Here is a 20420-nt window from a genome sequence, read left to right on the forward strand (position 1 = left end):
CGCATAGGGTGGGAAGGCTCCTCCGGTACGCCCCGCAGGCCCCACCTCCCCACACCCTCATCCGCCCACCCACGTTGATGCGGACAGGAGCGGTCATGCCCGCAACGCACCACTCGTCGTCACCCCCGACGCGCACCTCGGCCTCTGCGGCCGCCACCCCCGACACAGCAACCAACGGCACCACAGCCACCACTGGCACCGCCGACAACGCACCGATACGCCGGACCGACACCGATCCGCCCGCCGCTCCGGCACCCCCCGTGAGCAGCGACGACACCATCGGACGTATCCCCGTCCTCGATGTCCGCCCGGTTGTCTGGCACGGGCGGCGGCCCGCCAAGGCGGTGGTCGGCGAGGCCTTCGAGATCTCGGCCAGGGTCTTCCGCGAGGGCCACGACGCGGTCGCCGCCAACGTCGTCCTCCGTGATCCGGACGGCCGCCCCGCCCCCTGGACCCCGATGCGCGAGCTGGCCCCCGGCACCGACCGCTGGGGCGCCACCGTGACGGCCGGGAAGGTGGGCCGCTGGACGTACCAGGTCGAGGCGTGGGGCGATCCGATCACCACCTGGCGCCACCACGCGGGCATCAAGGTCCCGGCGGGGATGGACACCGAGCTGGTCCTGGAGGAAGGCGCGCGCCTGTACGAACGGGCGGCAGCCGGGGTGCCCAAGAACAAGGGGAGCCGGGACACGATCCTCGCGGCCGTCGACGCGCTGCGCGACCCCGGCCGCCCCGCCGCGACCCGGCTCGCCGCCGCGCTCACCCCCGAGGTGGACGAGGTCCTCGCCCGCCATCCGCTGCGCGAGTTCGTCACGTCCTCCGAGCCGCTGCCCCTGGTGGTGGAGCGTGAACGGGCGCTGTACGGCGCCTGGTACGAGTTCTTCCCGCGTTCCGAGGGAGCGGTGGTCGAGGAGGGTAAGCCGCCGGTCAGTGGCACCTTCCGGACGGCCGCGGAGCGGCTGCCGGCGGTCGCGGCGATGGGCTTCGACGTGGTGTACCTGCCGCCGATCCACCCCATCGGCACCACCTTCCGCAAGGGCCGGAACAACATCCTGTCCCCGGGTCCCTACGACGTCGGTGTGCCGTGGGCGATCGGCTCCCCGGAGGGCGGGCACGACGCGATCCATCCGGACCTGGGCACGATCGACGACTTCGACGCGTTCGTGCAGCGGGCGAACGACGAGGGTCTGGAGATCGCCCTCGACTTCGCGCTGCAGTGCTCGCCCGACCATCCGTGGGTGCAGAAGCATCCGGAGTGGTTCCACCACCGTCCGGACGGCACGATCGCGTACGCGGAGAACCCGCCGAAGAAGTACCAGGACATCTACCCGATCGCCTTCGACGCCGACATGCCCGGCCTGATCGCCGAGACCGTACGGCTGCTGCGGTACTGGATGGACCACGGCGTACGGATCTTCCGCGTCGACAATCCGCACACCAAGCCGGTGGTGTTCTGGGAGCGGGTCATCGCGGACATCAACCGCACCGACCCCGACGTCATCTTCCTGGCCGAGGCGTTCACCCGGCCCGCGATGATGCACACCCTCGCGGCGGTCGGCTTCCAGCAGTCGTACACCTACTTCACCTGGCGCAACACCAAGGAAGAGCTGACCGAGTATCTGACGGAGCTGTCCGGCGAGGCCGCCGCGTACATGCGGCCGAACTTCTTCGTGAACACCCCGGACATCCTGCACGAGTTCCTCCAGCACGGCGGGCGTCCCGCCTTCGAGCTGCGGGCGGTGCTCGCCGCCACGCTGTCGCCGACGTGGGGCGTGTACAGCGGCTTCGAACTCTGCGAGAACAGTGCTCTGCGCGCGGGCAGCGAGGAGTACCTGCACTCCGAGAAGTACCAACTGCGGCCGCGCGACTGGGCGTCGGCTGAGCGTGACGGACGTAGCATCGCGCCATTGATAGGCGCGCTCAACGCGATCAGGCGGCGCAGCCCGGCTCTTCGGCAGTTGCGCGATCTCCACTTCCACCACGCGGACCAGGAAGCGGTGATCGTGTACTCGAAGTCCGTCACGGACGCCCGCGGTTCGAACACGGTTGTGGTGGTGGTCAACCTCGACCCCCGGCGCACCCAGGAGGCCACGGTCTCGTTGGACATGCCGCAACTCGGCCTGGACTGGCACGAGTCCGTGCCGGTGCGCGACGAGCTCACCGGCGAGACCTACAACTGGGGCAGGGCCAATTATGTGCGCCTCGAACCGGGCCGTCGGCCCGCGCACATCCTGACCGTCCTGCGACCGTCCTCACCGCAGATCGGAGGGTCACCCACAACATGATCGTCAACGAGCCCGTCCCGGACACCTTCGAGGACACGCCCGCCAAGGACCGGGACCCGGAATGGTTCAAACGCGCCGTCTTCTACGAGGTGCTGGTCCGCTCCTTCCAGGACAGCAACGGCGACGGCGTCGGCGACCTCAAGGGCCTCACCGCCAAACTCGACTACCTGCAATGGCTCGGCGTCGACTGCCTGTGGCTGCCCCCCTTCTTCAAGTCCCCCCTGAGGGACGGCGGCTACGACGTCTCCGACTACACCGCTGTCCTGCCCGAGTTCGGCGACCTCGCCGACTTCGTCGAGTTCGTCGACGCCTCCCACCAGCGCGGCATGCGCGTCATCATCGACTTCGTCATGAACCACACCAGCGACCAGCACCCGTGGTTCCAGGAGTCCCGCGCCCACCCCGACGGACCCTATGGCGACTACTACGTCTGGGCCGACGACGACAAGCAGTACCAGGACGCCCGCATCATCTTCGTCGACACCGAAGCGTCCAACTGGACCTTCGACCCGGTCCGCAAGCAGTACTACTGGCACCGCTTCTTCTCCCACCAGCCCGACCTCAACTACGAGAACCCGGCCGTGCAGGAGGAGATCATCTCCGCGCTGCGGTTCTGGCTGGACCTGGGCATCGACGGCTTCCGCCTCGACGCGGTGCCGTATCTCTACCAAGTAGAGGGAACGAACTGCGAAAACCTTCCGGCAACGCACGAGTTCCTCAAGCGGGTCCGCAAGGAGATCGACACGCAGTATCCGGACACGGTGCTGCTGGCGGAGGCGAACCAGTGGCCCGAGGACGTCGTCGACTACTTCGGCGACTTCCCCTCCGGCGGCGACGAATGCCACATGGCCTTCCACTTCCCCGTCATGCCCCGCATCTTCATGGCCGTACGCCGTGAATCGCGCTACCCCGTCTCGGAAATCCTCGCGAAAACCCCGGCGATCCCCAACAACTGCCAGTGGGGCATCTTCCTGCGCAACCACGACGAACTCACCCTCGAAATGGTCACCGACGAGGAACGCGACTACATGTACGCGGAGTACGCCAAGGACCCGCGCATGCGCGCCAACATCGGCATCCGCCGCCGCCTCGCCCCCCTGCTCGACAACGACCGCAACCAGATCGAACTCTTCACCGCCCTGCTGCTCTCCCTGCCCGGCAGCCCGATCCTCTACTACGGCGACGAGATCGGCATGGGCGACAACATCTGGCTCGGCGACCGCGACGCCGTCCGCACCCCCATGCAATGGACCCCCGACCGCAACGCAGGCTTCTCCTCCTGCGACCCCGGACGGCTGTTCCTGCCCACCATCATGGATCCCGTCTACGGCTACCAGGTCACCAACGTCGAGGCCTCGATGTCCTCGCCCGCGTCACTGCTGCACTGGACCCGCCGCATGATCGAGATCCGCAAGCAGAACCCGGCCTTCGGACTCGGCTCCTACACCGAACTGCAGTCCTCCAACCCGGCAGTGATCGCGTTCCTGCGGGAGTACAAGGACGACCTCGTCCTGTGCGTGCACAACTTCTCCCGCTTCGCCCAGCCCACCGAACTGGACCTGAGCGCCTTCAACGGCCGCCACCCGGTCGAACTGATCGGCGGCGTCCGCTTCCCCGCCATCGGGGAACTCCCGTACCTGCTCACCCTCGCAGGCCACGGCTTCTACTGGTTCCGGCTCCGCAAGGACGCCGCGTAGAACTGGGGCGGGGCGGTTTTCACCGTCCCGCCCTGGGCACGCATCAGTAACACCCCGAGTCTCCCGGGGAAAGGACGCGACGCCATGTCGGAAGCCGTCACACGATCCGCGGGCGCACATCGCCCCGCCGCACCACCGGGCCTGCTCGCGTCGCTGGACCCGCTGTTGCGGGAGTGGCTGCCGCGGCAGCGCTGGTTCGCGGGCAAGGGACGGCCGGTCAGCGGGTTCTCGCTGGTCGCGGCCACCGAGCTGCTGCCCGCCGACACCCAGCTGGGCCTGTACCACCTGCTCGTACGCGCACATCAGCCGCTGGCCCCCACACAGGGCGCCCTCTCCCATCCCGCCGACTGCTACCAGCTGCTGATCGGCGTACGCGAGGCACTGCCACCGCGGCTCGCACCCGCGCTGATCGGACACCTGAAGGAAGGGCCGCTGGCCGGGCGCACCGTGTACGAGGCGCTGTACGACCCGAGGCCCGCCGGAGTGCTCCTCGAAGCGCTCCGCACACAGGCCCGTATCGGCGCGCTGCGCTTCGAGTGCGACCGACAGGAGATCCGCGGCGACCTGGTGCCACGCCTGGTGACGTCGGAGCAGTCGAACTCCTCCATCGTCTACGGAGATACGTTCATCCTGAAGCTGCTGCGCCGCATCGTGCCCGGGATCAACCCGGACCTCGAACTGCCGCTGGCCCTGGCCCGCGAAGGCTGCCCCCGGGTGCCCGCCCCGGCGGCGTGGCTGCTGGCGGACTCCGCGGGCACGACGGACGCCGCCGACGAGACGTACGTCCTCGGTGTCCTGCAACCCTTCGTCCAGGGCGCGGCCGACGGCTGGGAGCTGGCGCTGCGCGAACTGGCCAAGGGCGAGGACTTCAGCACGGAGGCGCGGGCGCTGGGCCGGGCCACCGCCGAGGTGCACACGGCGCTCGCCCGCGCGCTGCCCACGATGACACTCGGCCACACCCAGATGCGGCTGCTGGTCGACGGCATGATCGAGCGCCTGGAAGCCGCGGCCCAGGCGGTGCCCGCGCTGCAGAGGTACGCGCCCCGCCTGCACACCGCGTTCGAGGCGCTGGCCGACCTCTCCGACGAGGGCCGGACCTGGATCGCCCAGCGCATCCACGGCGACCTGCACCTCGGACAGTGCCTGCGCTCGCCCGACGGCGCGTGGTCGCTGATCGACTTCGAGGGCGAGCCGTCCAAACCGCTCGCCGAGCGCCGGATGCCGCAGCCACCGGCCCGCGACATCGCGGGCATGCTCCGGTCCTTCGACTACGCCGCCCTGTCGGGGCATCCGCCGGTGCCGGGCTGGGCCGACGCCTGCCGGGCCGCGTACTGCACCGGATACGCCGAGGTCAGCGGGCGCGACCCGCGCACCGATCCCGTACTGCTGCGCGCGTACGAGACGGACAAGGCGATCTACGAAGTCCTGTACGAGGCGCGTCACCGGCCGGACTGGCTGCCGGTGCCGATGGCCGCGATACACCGGCTCGCCGCGGACGACGGCGCTCCCGAGCACGCCCTCTGACCCGGACCACCGCACCCCTGCCGAGGAGGCCCTGCCCGTGACCCCCCGCCCCCCGTCCGACGACAGCCCCGAGAAGAACGGCACCAGCGCGAAGAAGACCGCGTCCGCCGCCAAGAAGACGGCCGCCACCGAGAAGAAGGCAGCGGCGAAGAAGTCCGCGGTGAAGAAGTCCGCCGCTGGGAAACCGGTGGCCAAGAAGGCGCCCGCCAAGAAACCGGTCGCAAAGAAGACGGTCGCCAAGAAAGAGGTCACAAAGAAGGCCGTCGCCAAGAAGGCCGTCGTCGGCAACGGCTCCGCCGTCCTGGAGCCCGGGGACCGCGAGCGGCTGCTCGGCGGCACGCATCACGACCCGCACGGAGTGCTCGGCGCACACCCGGTGCCCGGCGGCGTGGCGTTCCGGGCGCTGCGCCCGTACGCGCTGTCGGTGACCGTCGTCATGGAGGACCTGCGGGCCGAGCTGCACGACGACGGCGACGGCTTCTTCTCCGGCGTACTGCCGCTGCGCGCGGTCCCGGAGGCGTACCGGCTGGTCATCGCGTACGAGGGGTCGGTCCAGGAGACCGAGGACGCGTACCGTTTCCTGCCCGCGATCGGCGAGTTCGACCTGCATCTGCTCGGCGAGGGGCGCCACGAGCAGCTGTGGAAGGCCCTGGGCGCCGAGCCGATGGTGCACCAGGGCGTGACGGGCACCCGCTTCACGGTGTGGGCGCCGAACGCACAGGGCGTACGGCTGGCGGGCACCTTCAACTTCTGGGACGGCACGGGATATCCGATGCGCTCGCTCGGCGGCTCCGGGGTGTGGGAGCTGTTCGTGCCGGCGATCGGCGAGGGCGAGCTGTACAAGTTCGACATCACCCGCCCCGACGGCACGCACACGCTGCGCGCCGACCCGATGGCCCGGCGTACCGAGACCCCGCCCAACACGTCGTCGATCGTGCACGCCTCGCACCACACCTGGCGGGACGAGGACTGGATGAGCGGGCGCGCGCTGAAGCCCGCCCATGAGGCCGCGTTCTCGGTGTACGAGGTCCATCTGCCCTCCTGGCGGCCGGGACTGACCTACCGCCAGCTTGCCGATCAACTCCCGGCGTACGTCGCCGACCTGGGCTTCACCCACGTCGAGTTGATGCCCGTCGCCGAGCACCCCTTCGGCGGCTCCTGGGGCTACCAGGTCACCGGCTTCTACGCCCCCACCGCCCGCCTCGGCACCCCCGACGACTTCAAGTACCTCGTCGACTCCCTGCACCGGGCCGGTATCGGCGTCCTGATGGACTGGGTGCCCGCGCACTTCCCGCGCGACGACTGGGCGCTCGCCGAGTTCGACGGACGGCCCCTGTACGAGCACGAGGACCCGCTGCGCGCCGCGCACCCCGACTGGGGCACCCTGGAGTTCGACTACGGCCGCCGCGAGGTCCGCAACTTCCTTGTCGCCAACGCCGTGTACTGGTGCGAGGAGTTCCACATCGACGGCCTGCGCGTCGACGCCGTCGCCTCCATGCTCTACCTCGACTACTCGCGCGAGCCGGGCCAGTGGGCACCCAACGAGCACGGCGGCCGGGAGAACCTCGACGCCGTCGCCTTCCTCCAGGAGATGAACGCCACCGTCTACCGGCGCAACCCGGGCGTGGTCACCATCGCCGAGGAGTCCACCGCCTGGGACGGCGTCACCCGGGCCACCCATCACTCCGGGCCCGGCGGCTTCGGCGGGCTCGGCTTCGGGCTGAAGTGGAACATGGGCTGGATGCATGACTCGCTCGGCTATGTGCAGCACGAGCCGGTCCATCGCCGGTACCACCACCACGAGATGACCTTCTCGATGGTGTATGCCTACAGCGAGAACTACGTCCTGCCCATCTCCCACGACGAGGTGGTGCACGGCAAGCGCTCCCTGGTCTCGAAGATGCCGGGCGACTGGTGGCAGCAGCGGGCCAACCTGCGCGCCTACCTCGCCTTCATGTGGTCCCACCCCGGCAAGCAACTCCTGTTCATGGGGCAGGAGTTCGCCCAGGGTGCGGAATGGTCCGAGGCGCACGGTCCCGACTGGTGGCTGCTCGATCCCGCGTACGGCGCCGAGGCCGACCATCGCGGTGTACGGGATCTCGTGCGCGACCTGAACACCGTCTACCGGCACACTCCTGCCCTCTGGCAACGGGACACCGAAGCAGCCGGGTTCGCCTGGATCGCCGGGGAAGCCGCCGAGGACAACGTCTTCGCCTTCCTCCGCTTCGACGCCGAGGGCTCCCCGTTGCTGGCGGTGTCGAACTTCTCGCCCGTTGTCCGGCACGAGTACCGGCTCGGGGTGCCCGATGACGTGCCCGCCTGGCACGAGGTCCTCAACACCGACCTCACCCGCTACGGCGGCACCGACGTCCGCAACCTCGACCCCCTGAAACCGGACCCCCAGCCGTGGCACGGCCGCGCGGCCAGCATCCGCCTGACGCTGCCGCCCCTGGCCACGGTGTGGCTGCGGCCGGCGTAGGACCTGGGGGCTGCCGCCCCCAGACCCCCGCTTCGGCCTGAACGGCCTCGTCCTCAAACTCCCCCACTCTCGGCTTCGCTCGAGCGGGGGGACCCCCACGACGGGCTAAAGACTTAGCCCCTCCGGCAGCTCCCCCGTGTACAGCACCCCCAACGCCTGCGTGGCCCGAGTCAGCGCGACGTACAGATCACTCGTCCCGTAAAGCCCAGGCTCCACCACCAACACCGAGTCGAACTCGAGCCCCTTCGACTGCCGGGGATCAAGGAGCACCACGGCCCGGGTGAGATCGGGCTCCTCCCCGGCCGAGACCCCGTCCAGCACGGCGGCCAGCGCCTCGTGAAGTGAACGAGGAGCGATCACCGCAAGCCGTCCCTCGGCGGGAGTGAGCTCGGCGACGGCCTTGGCCACCGCTCCGGACAGGTCGCCCCCGGCGTCCCGCACCCACGGCCGTACCCCCGTCGACCGCACAGAACTCGGCGGCTCGAAATCGGCCCGCTCGGCCCGCAGCACACCGGCCGCAAGGTCCATGATCTCGGACGGGGTGCGGTAGTTGACGGCGAGGCGGGTGTGCTCCCAGCGGTCCTCGACATACGGGGCGAGGATCTCGGCCCACGAGCCGACACCCGCCGCCTCGGAGGTCTGCGCGGGGTCACCGACGAGCGTCATCGACCGGGTCGGCGACCGCCGCATGAGCAACCGCCAGGCCATCGGCGACAGTTCCTGCGCCTCGTCGACGATGATGTGCCCGAACGCCCAGGTGCGGTCGGCCGCCGCGCGCTCGGCGGCGCTGCGGTGATCGTCCTCCTCGTGCCGCTCGGCGAACCGCTCCGCGTCGATGATGTCGTGCGCGGACAGAACCTCGGAGTCCTCCTCGTCCTTGTCGTCGAACTCGTAGGTACGGGAGGCGAACGAGACGTCCAACACACCCTGGGCGTAAGCGATCTGGCTGCGCCGCTCGCGATCGGCGAGCGCCTTCGTCACGCGGTCGTCCTCCCCGAGGAGTTCGGCGGCCTCGTCGAGCAGCGGTACGTCGGCCGTGGTCCAGGCCAGGGTGACGGGACGCCGGATCGCGTCCGCGTCCTCCTGCGGCAGATGGCCGTCGGGCTCGGCGAGGAAGTCCTCGACCAGCCGCTGCGGGGTCAGGCGCGGCCACAACTGGTCGATGGCCGACCAGACTTCGGGGTTCTCGGCCAGTTCGTCGCGGATCTGGGTGATGTCACTGGGGTCGAGGAGGTTGGAGCCGTCGAACGGGTCGGTGCCGATGCGTTCGGCGACCATGTCCGTGAGCGCGTTGAGGATGTGGCCCTCGAAGTACTCGCGTGCCACGTTGTGCGGAAGATCCGCCTCACGGGTGCGCTCGCGGGCGACCCGGACGAGCCCGGCGTCGAGCATCAGGATCTCCCGGTCGTGCTCGATCGCGATCACCGGATCGGGCAGCGCCTGCCGGTCGCGTACGACGGCGGCGAGCACCTCGGCCATCCCCGCGCGGCCCTTCACGGCGGCCGCCCGGGGCGCGTCGGCGGCCGTCGCCTTCACGCCGGGGAACAGCTCGCCGACGGTCGCGAGCAGCACGCCCGTCTCGCCGAGCGAGGGCAGCACCTCGCCGATGTAGCCGAGGAAGGCGGGGTTGGGGCCGACGATGAGGACGGCCCGCTTGGCGAGCAGTTCGCGGTGCTCGTACAGCAGAAACGCGGCCCTGTGGAGGGCGACGGCCGTCTTCCCCGTCCCCGGGCCGCCCTCCACGACCATCACGCCCCGGTGCGGCGCGCGGATGATGCGGTCCTGCTCGGCCTGGATGGTCTGCACGATGTCGCTCATCCGGCCGGTGCGCGCCGAGTTGAGCGCGGCGAGCAGGACGGCGTCGCCGGTGCGGTCCTCGTGCCCGGTCCGCTCCTGGTCGCCGAGGTCGAGGATCTCGTCGTGCAGGTCGGCGACCCGGCGGCCGTCGGTGGTGATGTGCCGACGGCGGCGCAGCCCCATCGGGGTGTGTCCGGTGGCGAGGTAGAAGGGGCGGGCGACCGGTGCCCGCCAGTCGATCAGCATCGGAGTGTGCTCGACGTCGTCGGCGCGGATGCCGATGCGGCCGATGTGATGGGTGGTGCCCGTGGTCAGGTCGATCCTGCCGAAGCAGAGCGATCCGTCCACGGCGTTCAGCGCGGCCAGCAGCCCGGAGCGCTCGGCGACGAGGATGTCCCGCTCCAGCCTGGCCTGCATCGGTGTGTTGCCCTGCGCCAGCGCGTCCGCCACGGAGGCCTCGGTGCCGCCGCGCAGGGCGTCGACGCGCTTGTACAGCACGTCAATGAATTCCTGCTCAAGCCGCAATTCACCATCGGTAAATTCGGTGTTTGACACTTCCGCTCCCGCCCGGATATACTGCGCCTACTGAACTTCTTCGCGACCCAGCACCATTAAGCCCGACAGTCTGAAGTCGCGAACCATTCAATATACGCAGAGAAATCCCCCGAGCACAATTGCCCGGGGGATTTCTTCGTCACGGGCCCGCACCCCGCCCACGTGGCCTGCGTCGTCAGCGTCACATCACGTCGGCGAGCTCCTCCAGCAGCCGCCGCTTGGACCGAGCGCCCACCATCGACCGCACCGGCTCGCCGCCGCGGAACACCATGAACGTGGGCATCGAGAGCACGCCGTACGCGAGCGTGGTCTCCGGGTTGGTGTCCACGTCGAGCTGGACGACCTTGATCCGGTCCCCTTCCTCGAAGGCGAGGTCGCGCAGCACCGGCCCCATCTGCCGGCACGGCGGACACCAGTCGGCCGTGAACTCCACCAGCACGGGCAGCTCCGCCCCGATCACCTCCGCCTCGAAGTCCCCGTCGCTCACTTCGGCCACGCCTGCCGCCTTGATCACCGTGTCTGCCCTCCCAGTTCGCATGTCGGCTCCGGACCCCCCGGAACCTCCGCATCGGCCGCCAGTTCGTCGCGGGCCCGCTCGGCCCGCGCCAGCTGCTCGCCGACCTGCGCACGCACCGACAGCAACTCGTCGATCAGCGCGTCGAGTTCGCCGAGCTTGCGGCGGTAGACGGCGAGCGAGGCGGGGCACGAGTCGCCCTCCGGGTGCCCGGCCCGCAGACACTCCACGAAGGGGCGCGTCTCCTCCAGGTCGAACCCGAAGTCCTGGAGCGTCCTGATCTGCCGCAGCAGCTTCAGGTCGTCCTCGTCGTACGTGCGGTACCCGTTCTCGCCGCGCCGCGCGGGCAGCAGCCCCCGCGACTCGTAGTACCGCAGCGTCCGCGTGGTGGTCCCGGCACGTTCCGCCAGCTCGCCGATTCGCATGAGCCGACCGTAATCCTTGACGCCGACGTCAAGGCAAGGGCGGCAGCATCAGGGCAAGGGCGGCAGCAGCGGCTTGCGGACCACCGGGGAGGACAGGACGATCGACGTCGTCGTACGGCCCAGGGCGGAGGTCTGTTCCAGGACGTTCTCCAGGTGGATCGTGTCCTCGACGGCGACCTTGAGGATCCAGCAGTCCTCGCCGACGACGTGGTGCACCTCGATGACCTCGGGGCGGTCGAGCAGCTCCAGGGTGCGGGGGTGCTTGAGGGTGTAGCCGCCGTGCGGATTGACGCGGATGAAGGCCTGGATGCCGTACCCGAGGCGGGACGGCGAGACATGGGCGCCGTATCCCGTGACCGCTCCGGCGGACTCCAGTCGGCGCACGCGCTCGGCGACGGCCGCCGGGGACAGCCGGACCCGGCGGCCCAGCTCGCTGAGCCTGATCCGGCCGTCGCTCTGCAGCAGCTCCAGGATCTGCCGGTCCAGCGCGTCGAAGGCCACCGACGTTTCGTTGGCGGCGGCTCGCAGATGCCGTGGTTCTTTCGGTGCCGCGGCCGGATCTCCCATGACTCCCCCTTCAAAGCTCACGTGTCCCTCGGGAGAATTATCACCACAGGGCCGGAGCACAGCGAATCGGATAACGGGGAGGACGTCGTGCGCGACGTATTGGTCATAGGCGGAAACCGGTATTTCGGGAAGCGGCTGATAACGCGCCTGCTGGCCGCCGGAGACCGGGTCACCGTCCTCAATCGCGGCTCGTCCGCACCCCCCGCCGGAACGGTCCATCTCGTCGCGGACCGGAATGACGGGAATTCCCTGGAGAAGGCACTGGGTTCACGGACTTTCGACGTCGTCGTCGACCAGGTCCTCTACACACCGCGGCAGGCGGAGATCGCCCGACGGGTCTTCGCCGGCCGCACCGGGCGGTACGTCATGACGTCCACCGTCGAGGTGTACGAATACGAGAACACGGCCTCGGGCGATCTCGTACGGGAGGACGCCGTGGATCCTCATACGGTCGCCGTCGACCTCGAACTCCCCTGGGAGGACCCGGAGTTCCTCGACGCCCACTACGGCGAGGGCAAGCGGCAGGCCGAGGCGGTCCTCGCGGCCGACCCCGCGTTTCCGTACGTCGCCGTGCGCGTCGCCCATGTGCTGGGCGGGGCCGACGACTTCACCGGCCGCGTCGACCACTACGTCTCCCGCATCCGCTCCGGCGAGCCCATCGCCGTACCCGCCGTGAACCACCCGGCGACCTACATCCACGTCGAGGAGATCGCGGACTTCCTGGTGTGGGCGGCGGGTGCGGACTTCACCGGACCGGTGAACGCGGCGTCCCACGGGCGGCTCTCCACCGAGGAGTTGTGCCAGGCCGTGGCCGCGCACCTGCCGGGCGGGAGGACCGTGTTCCGGAGTGTCGAGGTCGGGGAGGTCTCGCCGTTCTCCTTCACCCGCTCGTACGGGATGGACAACTCCCGGGCCACGAAGCTCGGTTTCACCTTCGGCGAGGCACGGGACTGGCTGCCGCGCGCTGTCGCCGAGACGCTGGGAAAGGTCAACTGACATGAATTACCGCACAATTGGAGACTTCCGGGTCGGCCCGATCGGGCTCGGCGCAATGCCCCTGTCCATCGAGGGGCGTCCCGACGAGACGCGGGCGATGGCCACGGTGCACGCCGCTCTCGACGCGGGCGTGACGCTGCTGGACACCGCGGACTCCTACCACCTGCCGGGTGACGAGCCCGGCCACAACGAGCTGCTCGTGGCCCGAGCCCTTGCGGCGTACGGCGGCGACACCGGCGACGTGCTGGTGACCACGAAGGGCGGCCGGGGCAGACCCGCCGACGGCAGCTGGACGGTGACGGGTTCGCCGTCCCATCTCAAGGCCGCGGCGGAGGCCTCCCTCAAGCGGCTCGGCGTGGAGGCGATCGGCCTCTACCAGCTGCACAAGCCCGACCCGGCCGTCCCGTTCGAGGAGTCGGTGGGCGCCCTGCGCGACCTCATCGACGAGGGCAAGATCCGCTTCGCCGGTATCTCCAACACGGACACCGGGCAGATCCGACAGGCCCGTGCGATCCTCGGCGACCGCCTCGTCTCGGTCCAGAACCAGTACTCGCCCGCCGTCCGGGACAGCGAGGCCGAACTCCGGCTCTGCGCCGAGCTGGGCATCGCGTTCCTGCCGTGGAGCCCGCTGGGCGGGATCTCCCGGAGCTCGCTGGACGGCCCCTCGCAGCTGGAGCCGGAGGGCTTCGGCGCCTTCCACGCGGTGGCCCGCGAGCACGGCGTGAGCCCTCAACAGGTGTGCCTGGCCTGGCTGTTGGCGCTCTCCCCTACGGTCGTTCCGATTCCGGGGGCCAGTCGTCCCGAGACCATCCGGGACTCGGCGGGGGCCGCGGACCTGCTACTCCGGGCCCAGGAAATCCGCCGACTGGACGCCGCGGTGGGGCGCCCCTGAACCAGCCGTCCCCGTCGCCCCCGTCGTCGTCCTCTCCGGGGTCGACGAGGGCGCGCCTTCCCGTGCGCGAGGTCGCGCGGACATTCCGGCCACGGCCGCCCCCGCGACGGCGAGCAGCCCGGCCGCCACCCAGAAAGCGCCCTCGACCCCGGCCCCGAAGAAGACGCTGCCGAGGAGCGCGACCCCGAGGGTGGATCCGAGCTGCTGCACCGCGTTGAGCAGCCCGGCCGCCGATCCGGTCTCGTGCGGGCGGACCCGGTGCAGCGCCGTGGTGAAGAAGGGCACGGCGAACAGCCCCTGCCCCAGCCCGCACACGGCGAGCGCGGCGAGCAGCGGCCACGGGTAGCCGGCGGCCGGTGCGGCGGCGTATACGGCGATGGCGCCGAGGACGCCCGCGAGGAGGGCGCCGAGGCCCACGTACATCATCCGGGCTCCGTAGCGCGGCACCAGGCGCGTGCCCGCGGTCCACGACGCGAGGGCCATCGCGCAGGACCAGGGCAGCAGCGTCAGTCCCGCCGCCAACACGCCGACATGCGTGCGTAGTTGGAGCTGGATCACCACGACCAGCATCAGTCCGCCGACCACGGCGAAGAACAGCAGAGAGCAGAGCAGCGCGGCGGAGAATCCCCGGTCGGCGAAGAGGCTCGGCTCGACGAGGGGGCTGAGCGCGCGACGGGACCGGCGGCGCTGCTGGAGCACGAGGACGGCGAGGAGTGCGGTCGAGGCAGCCCAAGTCGTCGTATACGTACGGTAGTCGGCGGCTTGGATCAGGGGGTACGTCAGCAGCCCGACCGCCCCGGCCACCAGCACCGTGCCGACGAGGTCCAGTCGGGGCCGCCGTGCCGACCGGTCCTCCCTGAGCAGCGGGGTCGCGAGCAGCACAGCGACGGCGAGCGGCACATTGACGAGGAACACCGCACGCCAGGAGGCGACATGCGTCAGTACTGCTCCGGCCACCGGCCCGCAGACGGCCGCGAGACCCATCACCGGGCCGATGCTGCCCATGGCCCGGGCCAGTTCGTCGCCGGTGAACATGGCGCGGATCAGCCCGATGGTCTGCGGCACAACCAGCGCCGCGGCGGCCCCCTGTACCGCGCGGGCGGCGATCAGCGGTCCGGCAGCGGGCGCGAACACACAGGCCAGCGAGGCGAGTCCGAACCCGGCGACACCGATGGCGAACACCCGCCGACGCCCCACGATGTCACCGAGCCGCCCGCCCGCGATCAACAGCACCGCGAACGGCAGGGTGTACGCGGCGCCGTACCACTGGATGTCGGAGACGGGACCGCCGAGGTCGGCGTGGATGGCCGGGGCGGCCACGGTCATGATCGTGGCGTCGAGCAGGTTCATCGCCTCGGCGACCAGCAGGACGGCGAGCGCGGCCCAGCGGCGCGGGTACGCGCTCACAGCGGGCGGAGTCAGGAGCGGCGGCGGGGTCATCGGCGGATTCCTCCGGTACGTCGACGGGGGCGCCGTCCGGCGGTGACGTCTCGCGCGGCGGCGGCGCGTTCGTCGTAGAGCCTGCGGGAGCGTACTGTCGGTGTTCCACATCTGACGCGGAGCCTGTGGATTTCTTCCATCAGAAGCCACTGGATGAAGGATCACGCCATGCTCGACGACATCGACCGCGGTCTGGTGCACGCGCTGCACCTCGACGGCAGGGCGCCGTTCAGCCGGATCGGTGCCGTCCTCGGTGTATCGACACAGACCGTGGCGCGGCGCTATCGGCGGCTGTGCGCGGAGGCGTCACTGCGGGTTGTCGGGCTCGCCGATCCGGGGCGCGCCGGGCGGATCCAGTGGCTGCTGCGGCTGACCGCGGGCCCGCACGCCGCACAGGACCTCGCGCACGCGCTGGCCCGCCGGGCGGACACCTCCTGGGTCAGGCTCGCGTCGGGCGGTACGGAGATCCTGGCCGTGGTGCGGACACCGGCCGACGCCTCCGACGGGCACGCGCTGTTGCTGCACGACATTCCGCGCACGGCCGGGATCACCGCCGTCTCGGCGCACTGTCTGCTCCACACCTACCTGGGCGGGCCGACGGCCTGGGGCGGCCGGGCGGGCGCCCTGAGCGAGCGCCAGGAACGTCAACTGGTGGCGGAGAGCGGTGAGTCGACCGAGGCTCGGCCGCTCACCGACGCCGACCGCACCCTGCTCGACGCCCTTCAGCACGACGGCCGGGCGAGCCATGCCGAGCTGGCCGCGGCCACCGGATGGTCCCCGGCCACGGTCGCCCGCCGGCTGGCCGAACTCCGGTCCTCGGGCGCCCTGTTCTTCGACGTCGACATGGACGACACGCTGCTGGGCGCCACCGCCCAGGCCCTGCTGTGGATGTCGGTCGTCCCGGCGCACCTCGACACGGTGGCGCGGGCCCTGGCCGGCCACGACGAGCTGGCGTTCGTCGCCGCGACCACCGGCCCCACCAACCTCGTCGCCCAGGCCCTGTGCCCGGACCCGGCCGCGTTGCACGACTACCTGACCCGCCGCCTCGGCTCCCTGGAGGCGATCCGCGCGGTGGAGAGTGCCCCGGTGCTGCGCACGATCAAGGCGGCGGGCCCTCTGCGACCCACCGCCCCGACCGTTCGCGGCGCGTCCCCCAACCGCCGCGCGACCCGCTGAAGCGGGCCGGACCAGGGCTCAACTTCGAAGGGGTGCCGTCGAGTTGAGCCCGGCGAGCCGATCCCCCGTGGCCCCGTGCCCCCCGTCTCCCCCGAACCCCCGCTCCCCTGCGCCCCCCCGTCACCCCCGTCCCCTCAACCGCTCCCGTCCCCCAGCGCGCCCGTGGTCTCGGCCGCCGAAGGCTCGCCCCCAAGCCAGCACTGCCCGCTCGATCCCCCGCCGGCACAGCCCCGTACAAGGTGCGGCCCGGCCGCCGCCGTACGCCCGGTGAGCAGCAGGAGGAGGGCGGAGATGGGACCGCTGATCTCCTCGCCCTCGCCACGGGCCCACTCGACGTCGGTGGCGACGAGGCGGGCGCGCGGGAGCGGCCACGGGCGGGGCGGGAAGCGCATCGCCCACACCCGTTCGGCGGCGTCGCGGGCCGCGATGGCGGGCATGACGCGGTCCCGGCCGAGCGCCAGAGCGATGTCCTGGCCGTGGACGAGGACGTCGAGAAGCGGTTCGCGCGGGGTCGTACCGGGCGCGAGGCGGCGGGAGCCGATGATCGAGCGGAGGTTGGCGACGGTCTCCTCGACGGGCAGCGCGGCCTCGCGGACCGCCGAGTCGTGGATCATGCGGTCGACGTTCCCGCGGGCGCGGACGAATTCCCGTATGACCGCCGCGTACGAGTAGCGTGCCGCGACGGTCAGATGTGCGGCGACGTCCCGCACCCGCCAGTCCCCGCACCGTGTGGGAGTCGCCCACTCCTCGGGGCTCAGCCCCTCCAACAGATCGGCCAGGCTTGCCCGTTCGCGGTCGACGAGCTGCCAGCGCTCATCCGTCCCGAGTACGACGCCCATGGGAATCACCCACTCAAGTGGTAAGCTTCTCTGACCAAATTAGTCAGAGATTCTGACCAGTGTCAAGGCGGAAGCGACATCACAGAGGAGTGTTTCGACGATGGTGACGGAGAGCGAGCTCAACACGGGCGTGCTCCTGTTCCTCCCGTACCGGGCCCTGGAGAATCGTGTCTTCGCCGCTCTCGCCGACGCGGGCTTCGACGATTTCACCCCCGCCCAGGCCCGGGTGCTTCAGCGCATCGGCCCGGACGGCACGCGGCTGACGGAGCTGGCCGAACAGGCCCAGATCACCAAGCAGACCGCGGGCTTCCTGGTCGACCAGCTGGAGAAGGCGGGCTATGTACGACGGATGCCGGACCCGACGGACAAGCGGGCCCGGCTGGTGTGCGGGGCGGAGCGCGCCTGGGCGGCCAAGGAGGTCGCCGACGCGGTGGTCGCCGAGGTCGAGAAGGAGTGGGAGGACCACCTCGGCAAGCGGCGCATGACGCAGCTACGGCAGGCACTGACGCTGCTGCGGGACATCACGGACCCGTGGGCCTGACTCCGGCCCACGGGTCCATTCGTACAGCGGTCGGTGCCCCTAGACCATGACCCCCGCGGACTCCTCCACCTCCAGCAGTGAGGCGCTGTGCCGCTCCTCCTCGAACGCCTTGCGTCCGCCCCGCAGCCCGAACAGGCGCTTGGCGAGGGCGATGTAGAGCACGGCGAGGATGTTGAGGACGAGCGTGGCGATCTTCAAGTAGCTGACGTGCTCGGTGAGTTCGTAGATCTCCAGCGGGAGGAACGCGGCGGTGGCGACCACCGTCAGGTACTCCGCCCAGCGCTTGGCGTACCAGAGGCCGACGGCCTCGACCAGTTCGATGACGGCGTACGCGAGAAGCAGCGCGGCCACCAGCATCAGGGTGGAGTGCTTGTAGTCGAAGGTCTTCTGGATGGTGCCGACCACGGGCGCGTGGTCGAGGTCGTAGTGGAAGTGCCTGAAGACCGGCCTGAGGACGTCGAGGTACTCGTCGAAGAGCCGGCGCACCGAGTCCTGGCTGTTGCTGAACTTCCAGACGGCCACCGCGACCAGCACGATGAACACGCCGCGCACGGCCCGCTCGATCGCCAGGAAGCGCAGGATGAACAGGTCGCGCAGCACCTTGCCGCGCGGGACGAGCGGGGCGTCGGCGGCCGGCCCCGAGCCGTGCGGCTCGCCGAGCGCGAAGTCGCCGCAGCGCAGGCACCGCCAGACCTCACCGAGCGCGGTGTCGGCGTGCAGCCGCACCCGCAGGCGGGGGTCGTCGGGTGCGTACGTCACATGGCCGCGCCGCGCGCATGTCCGCCGGTCCCAGTCGATCTTCATAACTCCCGCTGCCCTTCGCAGAACGCCGTACTCCGCAGAACGTGCCGTGCCGCACCGGTCGGTCCGGCACGGCTCGGCACGGTAGTGCATGTTGCACGAGACGACGATCTCGGGGGTTTGGGTTCCCGGCGGCTTCAGCGCGCCGCACTCTCCGCCGGTTCGCGTTCCTCTGCGGAGGCGTCGGAGGCCGCCTGCTCGGCATCCGCCGTACGCCCCTTGCGCGGCAGCAGGAAGCCCACCAGCACGGTCCCCACGCCGAGGACCACCGCGCCGACCAGGCTGGTGTGGGCGACGGAGTCCGCGAAGGAGGAGCCGACGGCATCCGCCATCTGGCGTGCGCCCTGGGCGAGTTGGTCGGCCTGCGCCTTCAGCTGCGCGGCCTGCTGGGTGCTGCTCGCGTGGGCGGCCTGCTCGCCGAGCTGCCGGGCCTTGTCGCCGATGCCCTGGGCCACCGCGTAACCGGCGCCGACCGAGTCCTGCGCCTGGCCGAGGGCGTTCGCGGGAAGCCTGCTGCCCGCCGTGGCGTCCGAGAGGTGCGAGGAGTACGAACTCGCCAGCACGGAACCGAGGATGGCGATGCCGAGCGAGCCGCCGAGTTCCAGCGAGGTGTCGTTGACCGCGCCACCGACGCCGAGTTCGGCCTCGGGGAACGAGCCCATGATGGCGTCCGTGCAGGGCGAGAGCGCGAGCCCGATCGCGAGGCCGAGGATGACCAGGGGCAGTACGAAGTCGCCGTACGTCGACGCCGCGTCCACCTGGGTGAGCAGTGCGAGGGCCGCGGTGCCGCCGACCATGCCCGCGGTCACCGTGATCCTCATGCCGATGCGCGGGGTGAGGTAGCCGGTGAGTGCCGAGCCGACGAAGACCGCCCCGGCGAGCGGCAGCATCCGTATGCCGGTGTCCAACGCGTCGTATCCCAGGACGAATTGGAGGTGCTGCGTGAGGTAGTAGAAGGCGCCGAAGACGGCGAGGAAGAAGAGTGCGACGGCGAGGTTCGAGCCGGCGAACCGGCGCTGCGCGAAGCGGCGTACGTCGAGGACGGGGCGCGGGTGGCGCAGCTCCCAGACGACGAAGAGCACGAATCCTGCGCCCGCGACGACCGCCGCCGTGATCGCCTTGACGCCCCAGCCGAAGTGCGGGCCCTCGATGATCATGTAGACGAGCGCGCCGATCCACACCACCGACAGGAGCCCGCCGACGAAGTCGATGCGGTTGTGGTGCGCGGCCTTCGACGGCGGTACGAGGACGAGGGCGCCGACGATGGCGACGGCGGCGATGGGCACGTTGATCAGGAACGTGGACGACCAGCCGTGGTGCTCCAGGAGCGCGCCCGCGACCAACGGGCCCGCCGCGATGGCGAGTCCGGCGGTGGCGGTCCACAGGGTGATCGCCTTGGCCCGCTCCGCGCGCGGGAAGGTCGCGGCGAGCAGGGAGAGCGTGGCGGGCATGATCAGCGCGGCGCCGACGCCCATCACGGCACGGGCCGCGATGACCCCCGTGGAACTGTCGACGAGGGAGCCCGCGACCGCCCCGCCGCCGAAGACGACGAGCCCGAGCAGGAGCGCGCCGCGACGGCTGTACTTGTCGCCGATCGCTCCGAGCAGCAGCATCAGCGCGGCGTACGGGACGGTGTAGCCGTCGATGACCCACTGCAGGTCCGCGCTGGACAGGCCCAGGTCCTGGGTCATGTCGGGTGCGGCGACCGTGAGGGCGGTGTTCGCCATCACGATGATCAGCAGGCTGAGGCAGAGCACGAGCAGTGCCCACCAGCGCCGGGCGTAGGGCCGGTCCATCCTCTCGACCGGTTCGTTGATGACGAGATGCATGGGTACGGGTCGCCCCTTCTCGATCGGCGGGCGCGGCGGTCGGCCGGCACGGGAACTTGCACA

The 20420-nt window shown here is 70.6% G+C and carries 16 protein-coding genes; 8 read left to right on the forward strand and 8 right to left on the reverse strand.

All coding sequences use genetic code 11. From position 1 onward, the window contains the following. Window positions 1-95 precede the first annotated feature (95 nt). The 4 genes from AB5J56_RS14715 to glgB all read left to right on the forward strand — a co-directional run bounded on the left by AB5J56_RS14715 (window position 96) and on the right by glgB (window position 7985). Window positions 96-2285, forward strand: a complete 2190-nt coding sequence (locus tag AB5J56_RS14715; protein WP_369233161.1) for an alpha-1,4-glucan--maltose-1-phosphate maltosyltransferase — start codon at window positions 96-98, stop codon at window positions 2283-2285. Beyond that, window positions 2282-3982, forward strand: coding sequence for a maltose alpha-D-glucosyltransferase (gene treS, locus AB5J56_RS14720; protein ID WP_369233162.1), 1701 nt, complete (start codon window positions 2282-2284; stop codon window positions 3980-3982). The genes AB5J56_RS14715 and treS overlap by 4 nt, the downstream gene beginning before the upstream one ends. A gap of 84 nt (window positions 3983-4066) precedes the next feature. Beyond that, window positions 4067-5506, forward strand: a complete 1440-nt coding sequence (locus AB5J56_RS14725; RefSeq protein ID WP_369233163.1) for a maltokinase — start codon at window positions 4067-4069, stop codon at window positions 5504-5506. A 37-nt stretch (window positions 5507-5543) separates the two neighbouring features. Continuing rightward, complete coding sequence (gene glgB / locus AB5J56_RS14730) at window positions 5544-7985, forward strand: 1,4-alpha-glucan branching enzyme (RefSeq protein ID WP_369233164.1); 2442 nt, start codon at window positions 5544-5546, stop codon at window positions 7983-7985. A gap of 105 nt (window positions 7986-8090) precedes the next feature. On the opposite strand, the gene AB5J56_RS14735 is transcribed toward glgB, so the two are convergent. The 4 genes from AB5J56_RS14735 to AB5J56_RS14750 form a co-directional block, all read right to left on the reverse strand. Continuing rightward, the gene (locus AB5J56_RS14735) at window positions 8091-10307 is read right to left on the reverse strand and encodes an ATP-dependent DNA helicase (protein ID WP_369233165.1); all 2217 of its coding nucleotides are present in this window, start codon (window positions 10305-10307) and stop codon (window positions 8091-8093) included. Window positions 10308-10518: 211 nt separating this feature from the next. Continuing rightward, window positions 10519-10875: a thioredoxin family protein gene (locus AB5J56_RS14740; RefSeq protein ID WP_369233166.1), complete on the reverse strand. Its 357-nt coding sequence runs from the start codon at window positions 10873-10875 to the stop codon at window positions 10519-10521. Next, window positions 10848-11276, reverse strand: a complete 429-nt coding sequence (locus AB5J56_RS14745; RefSeq protein ID WP_369233167.1) for a MerR family transcriptional regulator — start codon at window positions 11274-11276, stop codon at window positions 10848-10850. The genes AB5J56_RS14740 and AB5J56_RS14745 overlap by 28 nt, the downstream gene beginning before the upstream one ends. Window positions 11277-11324: 48 nt before the next feature. Continuing rightward, entirely contained in the window at window positions 11325-11843 is a 519-nt protein-coding gene (locus AB5J56_RS14750) for an Lrp/AsnC family transcriptional regulator (RefSeq protein WP_369233168.1), read from the reverse strand. Between the two features lie 87 nt (window positions 11844-11930). Between AB5J56_RS14750 and AB5J56_RS14755 the strand changes: the two genes are divergently transcribed. Then, a complete protein-coding gene (locus tag AB5J56_RS14755; RefSeq protein WP_369233169.1) occupies window positions 11931-12839 on the forward strand; it encodes an NAD-dependent epimerase/dehydratase family protein in 909 nt (302 codons plus the stop codon). A gap of 1 nt (window position 12840) precedes the next feature. Next, entirely contained in the window at window positions 12841-13731 is an 891-nt protein-coding gene (locus AB5J56_RS14760; protein ID WP_369233170.1) for an aldo/keto reductase, read from the forward strand. On the opposite strand, the gene AB5J56_RS14765 is transcribed toward AB5J56_RS14760, so the two are convergent. After that, complete coding sequence (locus AB5J56_RS14765; RefSeq protein WP_369233171.1) at window positions 13678-15171, reverse strand: MFS transporter; 1494 nt, start codon at window positions 15169-15171, stop codon at window positions 13678-13680. The genes AB5J56_RS14760 and AB5J56_RS14765 overlap by 54 nt on opposite strands. Window positions 15172-15324: 153 nt before the next feature. Here AB5J56_RS14765 and AB5J56_RS14770 point away from each other — a divergent pair, with 153 nt between their 5' ends. Further along, window positions 15325-16347: an Lrp/AsnC family transcriptional regulator gene (locus AB5J56_RS14770; protein ID WP_369233172.1), complete on the forward strand. Its 1023-nt coding sequence runs from the start codon at window positions 15325-15327 to the stop codon at window positions 16345-16347. A gap of 134 nt (window positions 16348-16481) precedes the next feature. On the opposite strand, the gene AB5J56_RS14775 is transcribed toward AB5J56_RS14770, so the two are convergent. Continuing rightward, the gene (locus AB5J56_RS14775) at window positions 16482-17186 is read right to left on the reverse strand and encodes a maleylpyruvate isomerase family mycothiol-dependent enzyme (RefSeq protein ID WP_369233173.1); all 705 of its coding nucleotides are present in this window, start codon (window positions 17184-17186) and stop codon (window positions 16482-16484) included. Between the two features lie 100 nt (window positions 17187-17286). Between AB5J56_RS14775 and AB5J56_RS14780 the strand changes: the two genes are divergently transcribed. After that, entirely contained in the window at window positions 17287-17727 is a 441-nt protein-coding gene (locus tag AB5J56_RS14780; protein WP_369233174.1) for a MarR family winged helix-turn-helix transcriptional regulator, read from the forward strand. Window positions 17728-17766: 39 nt separating this feature from the next. Here the strand turns inward: AB5J56_RS14780 and AB5J56_RS14785 are convergent, their stop codons facing one another. Together AB5J56_RS14785 and AB5J56_RS14790 are read right to left on the reverse strand one after the other, a co-directional pair. Beyond that, window positions 17767-18531, reverse strand: coding sequence for a DUF2127 domain-containing protein (locus tag AB5J56_RS14785; RefSeq protein WP_369233175.1), 765 nt, complete (start codon window positions 18529-18531; stop codon window positions 17767-17769). 134 nt (window positions 18532-18665) lie between these two features. After that, entirely contained in the window at window positions 18666-20357 is a 1692-nt protein-coding gene (locus AB5J56_RS14790) for an MFS transporter (protein ID WP_369233176.1), read from the reverse strand. Between the last annotated feature and the right edge of the window lie 63 nt (window positions 20358-20420).

Origin of the sequence: Streptomyces sp. R21, from assembly GCF_041051975.1 — a bacterium.
Classification (GTDB): domain Bacteria; phylum Actinomycetota; class Actinomycetes; order Streptomycetales; family Streptomycetaceae; genus Streptomyces.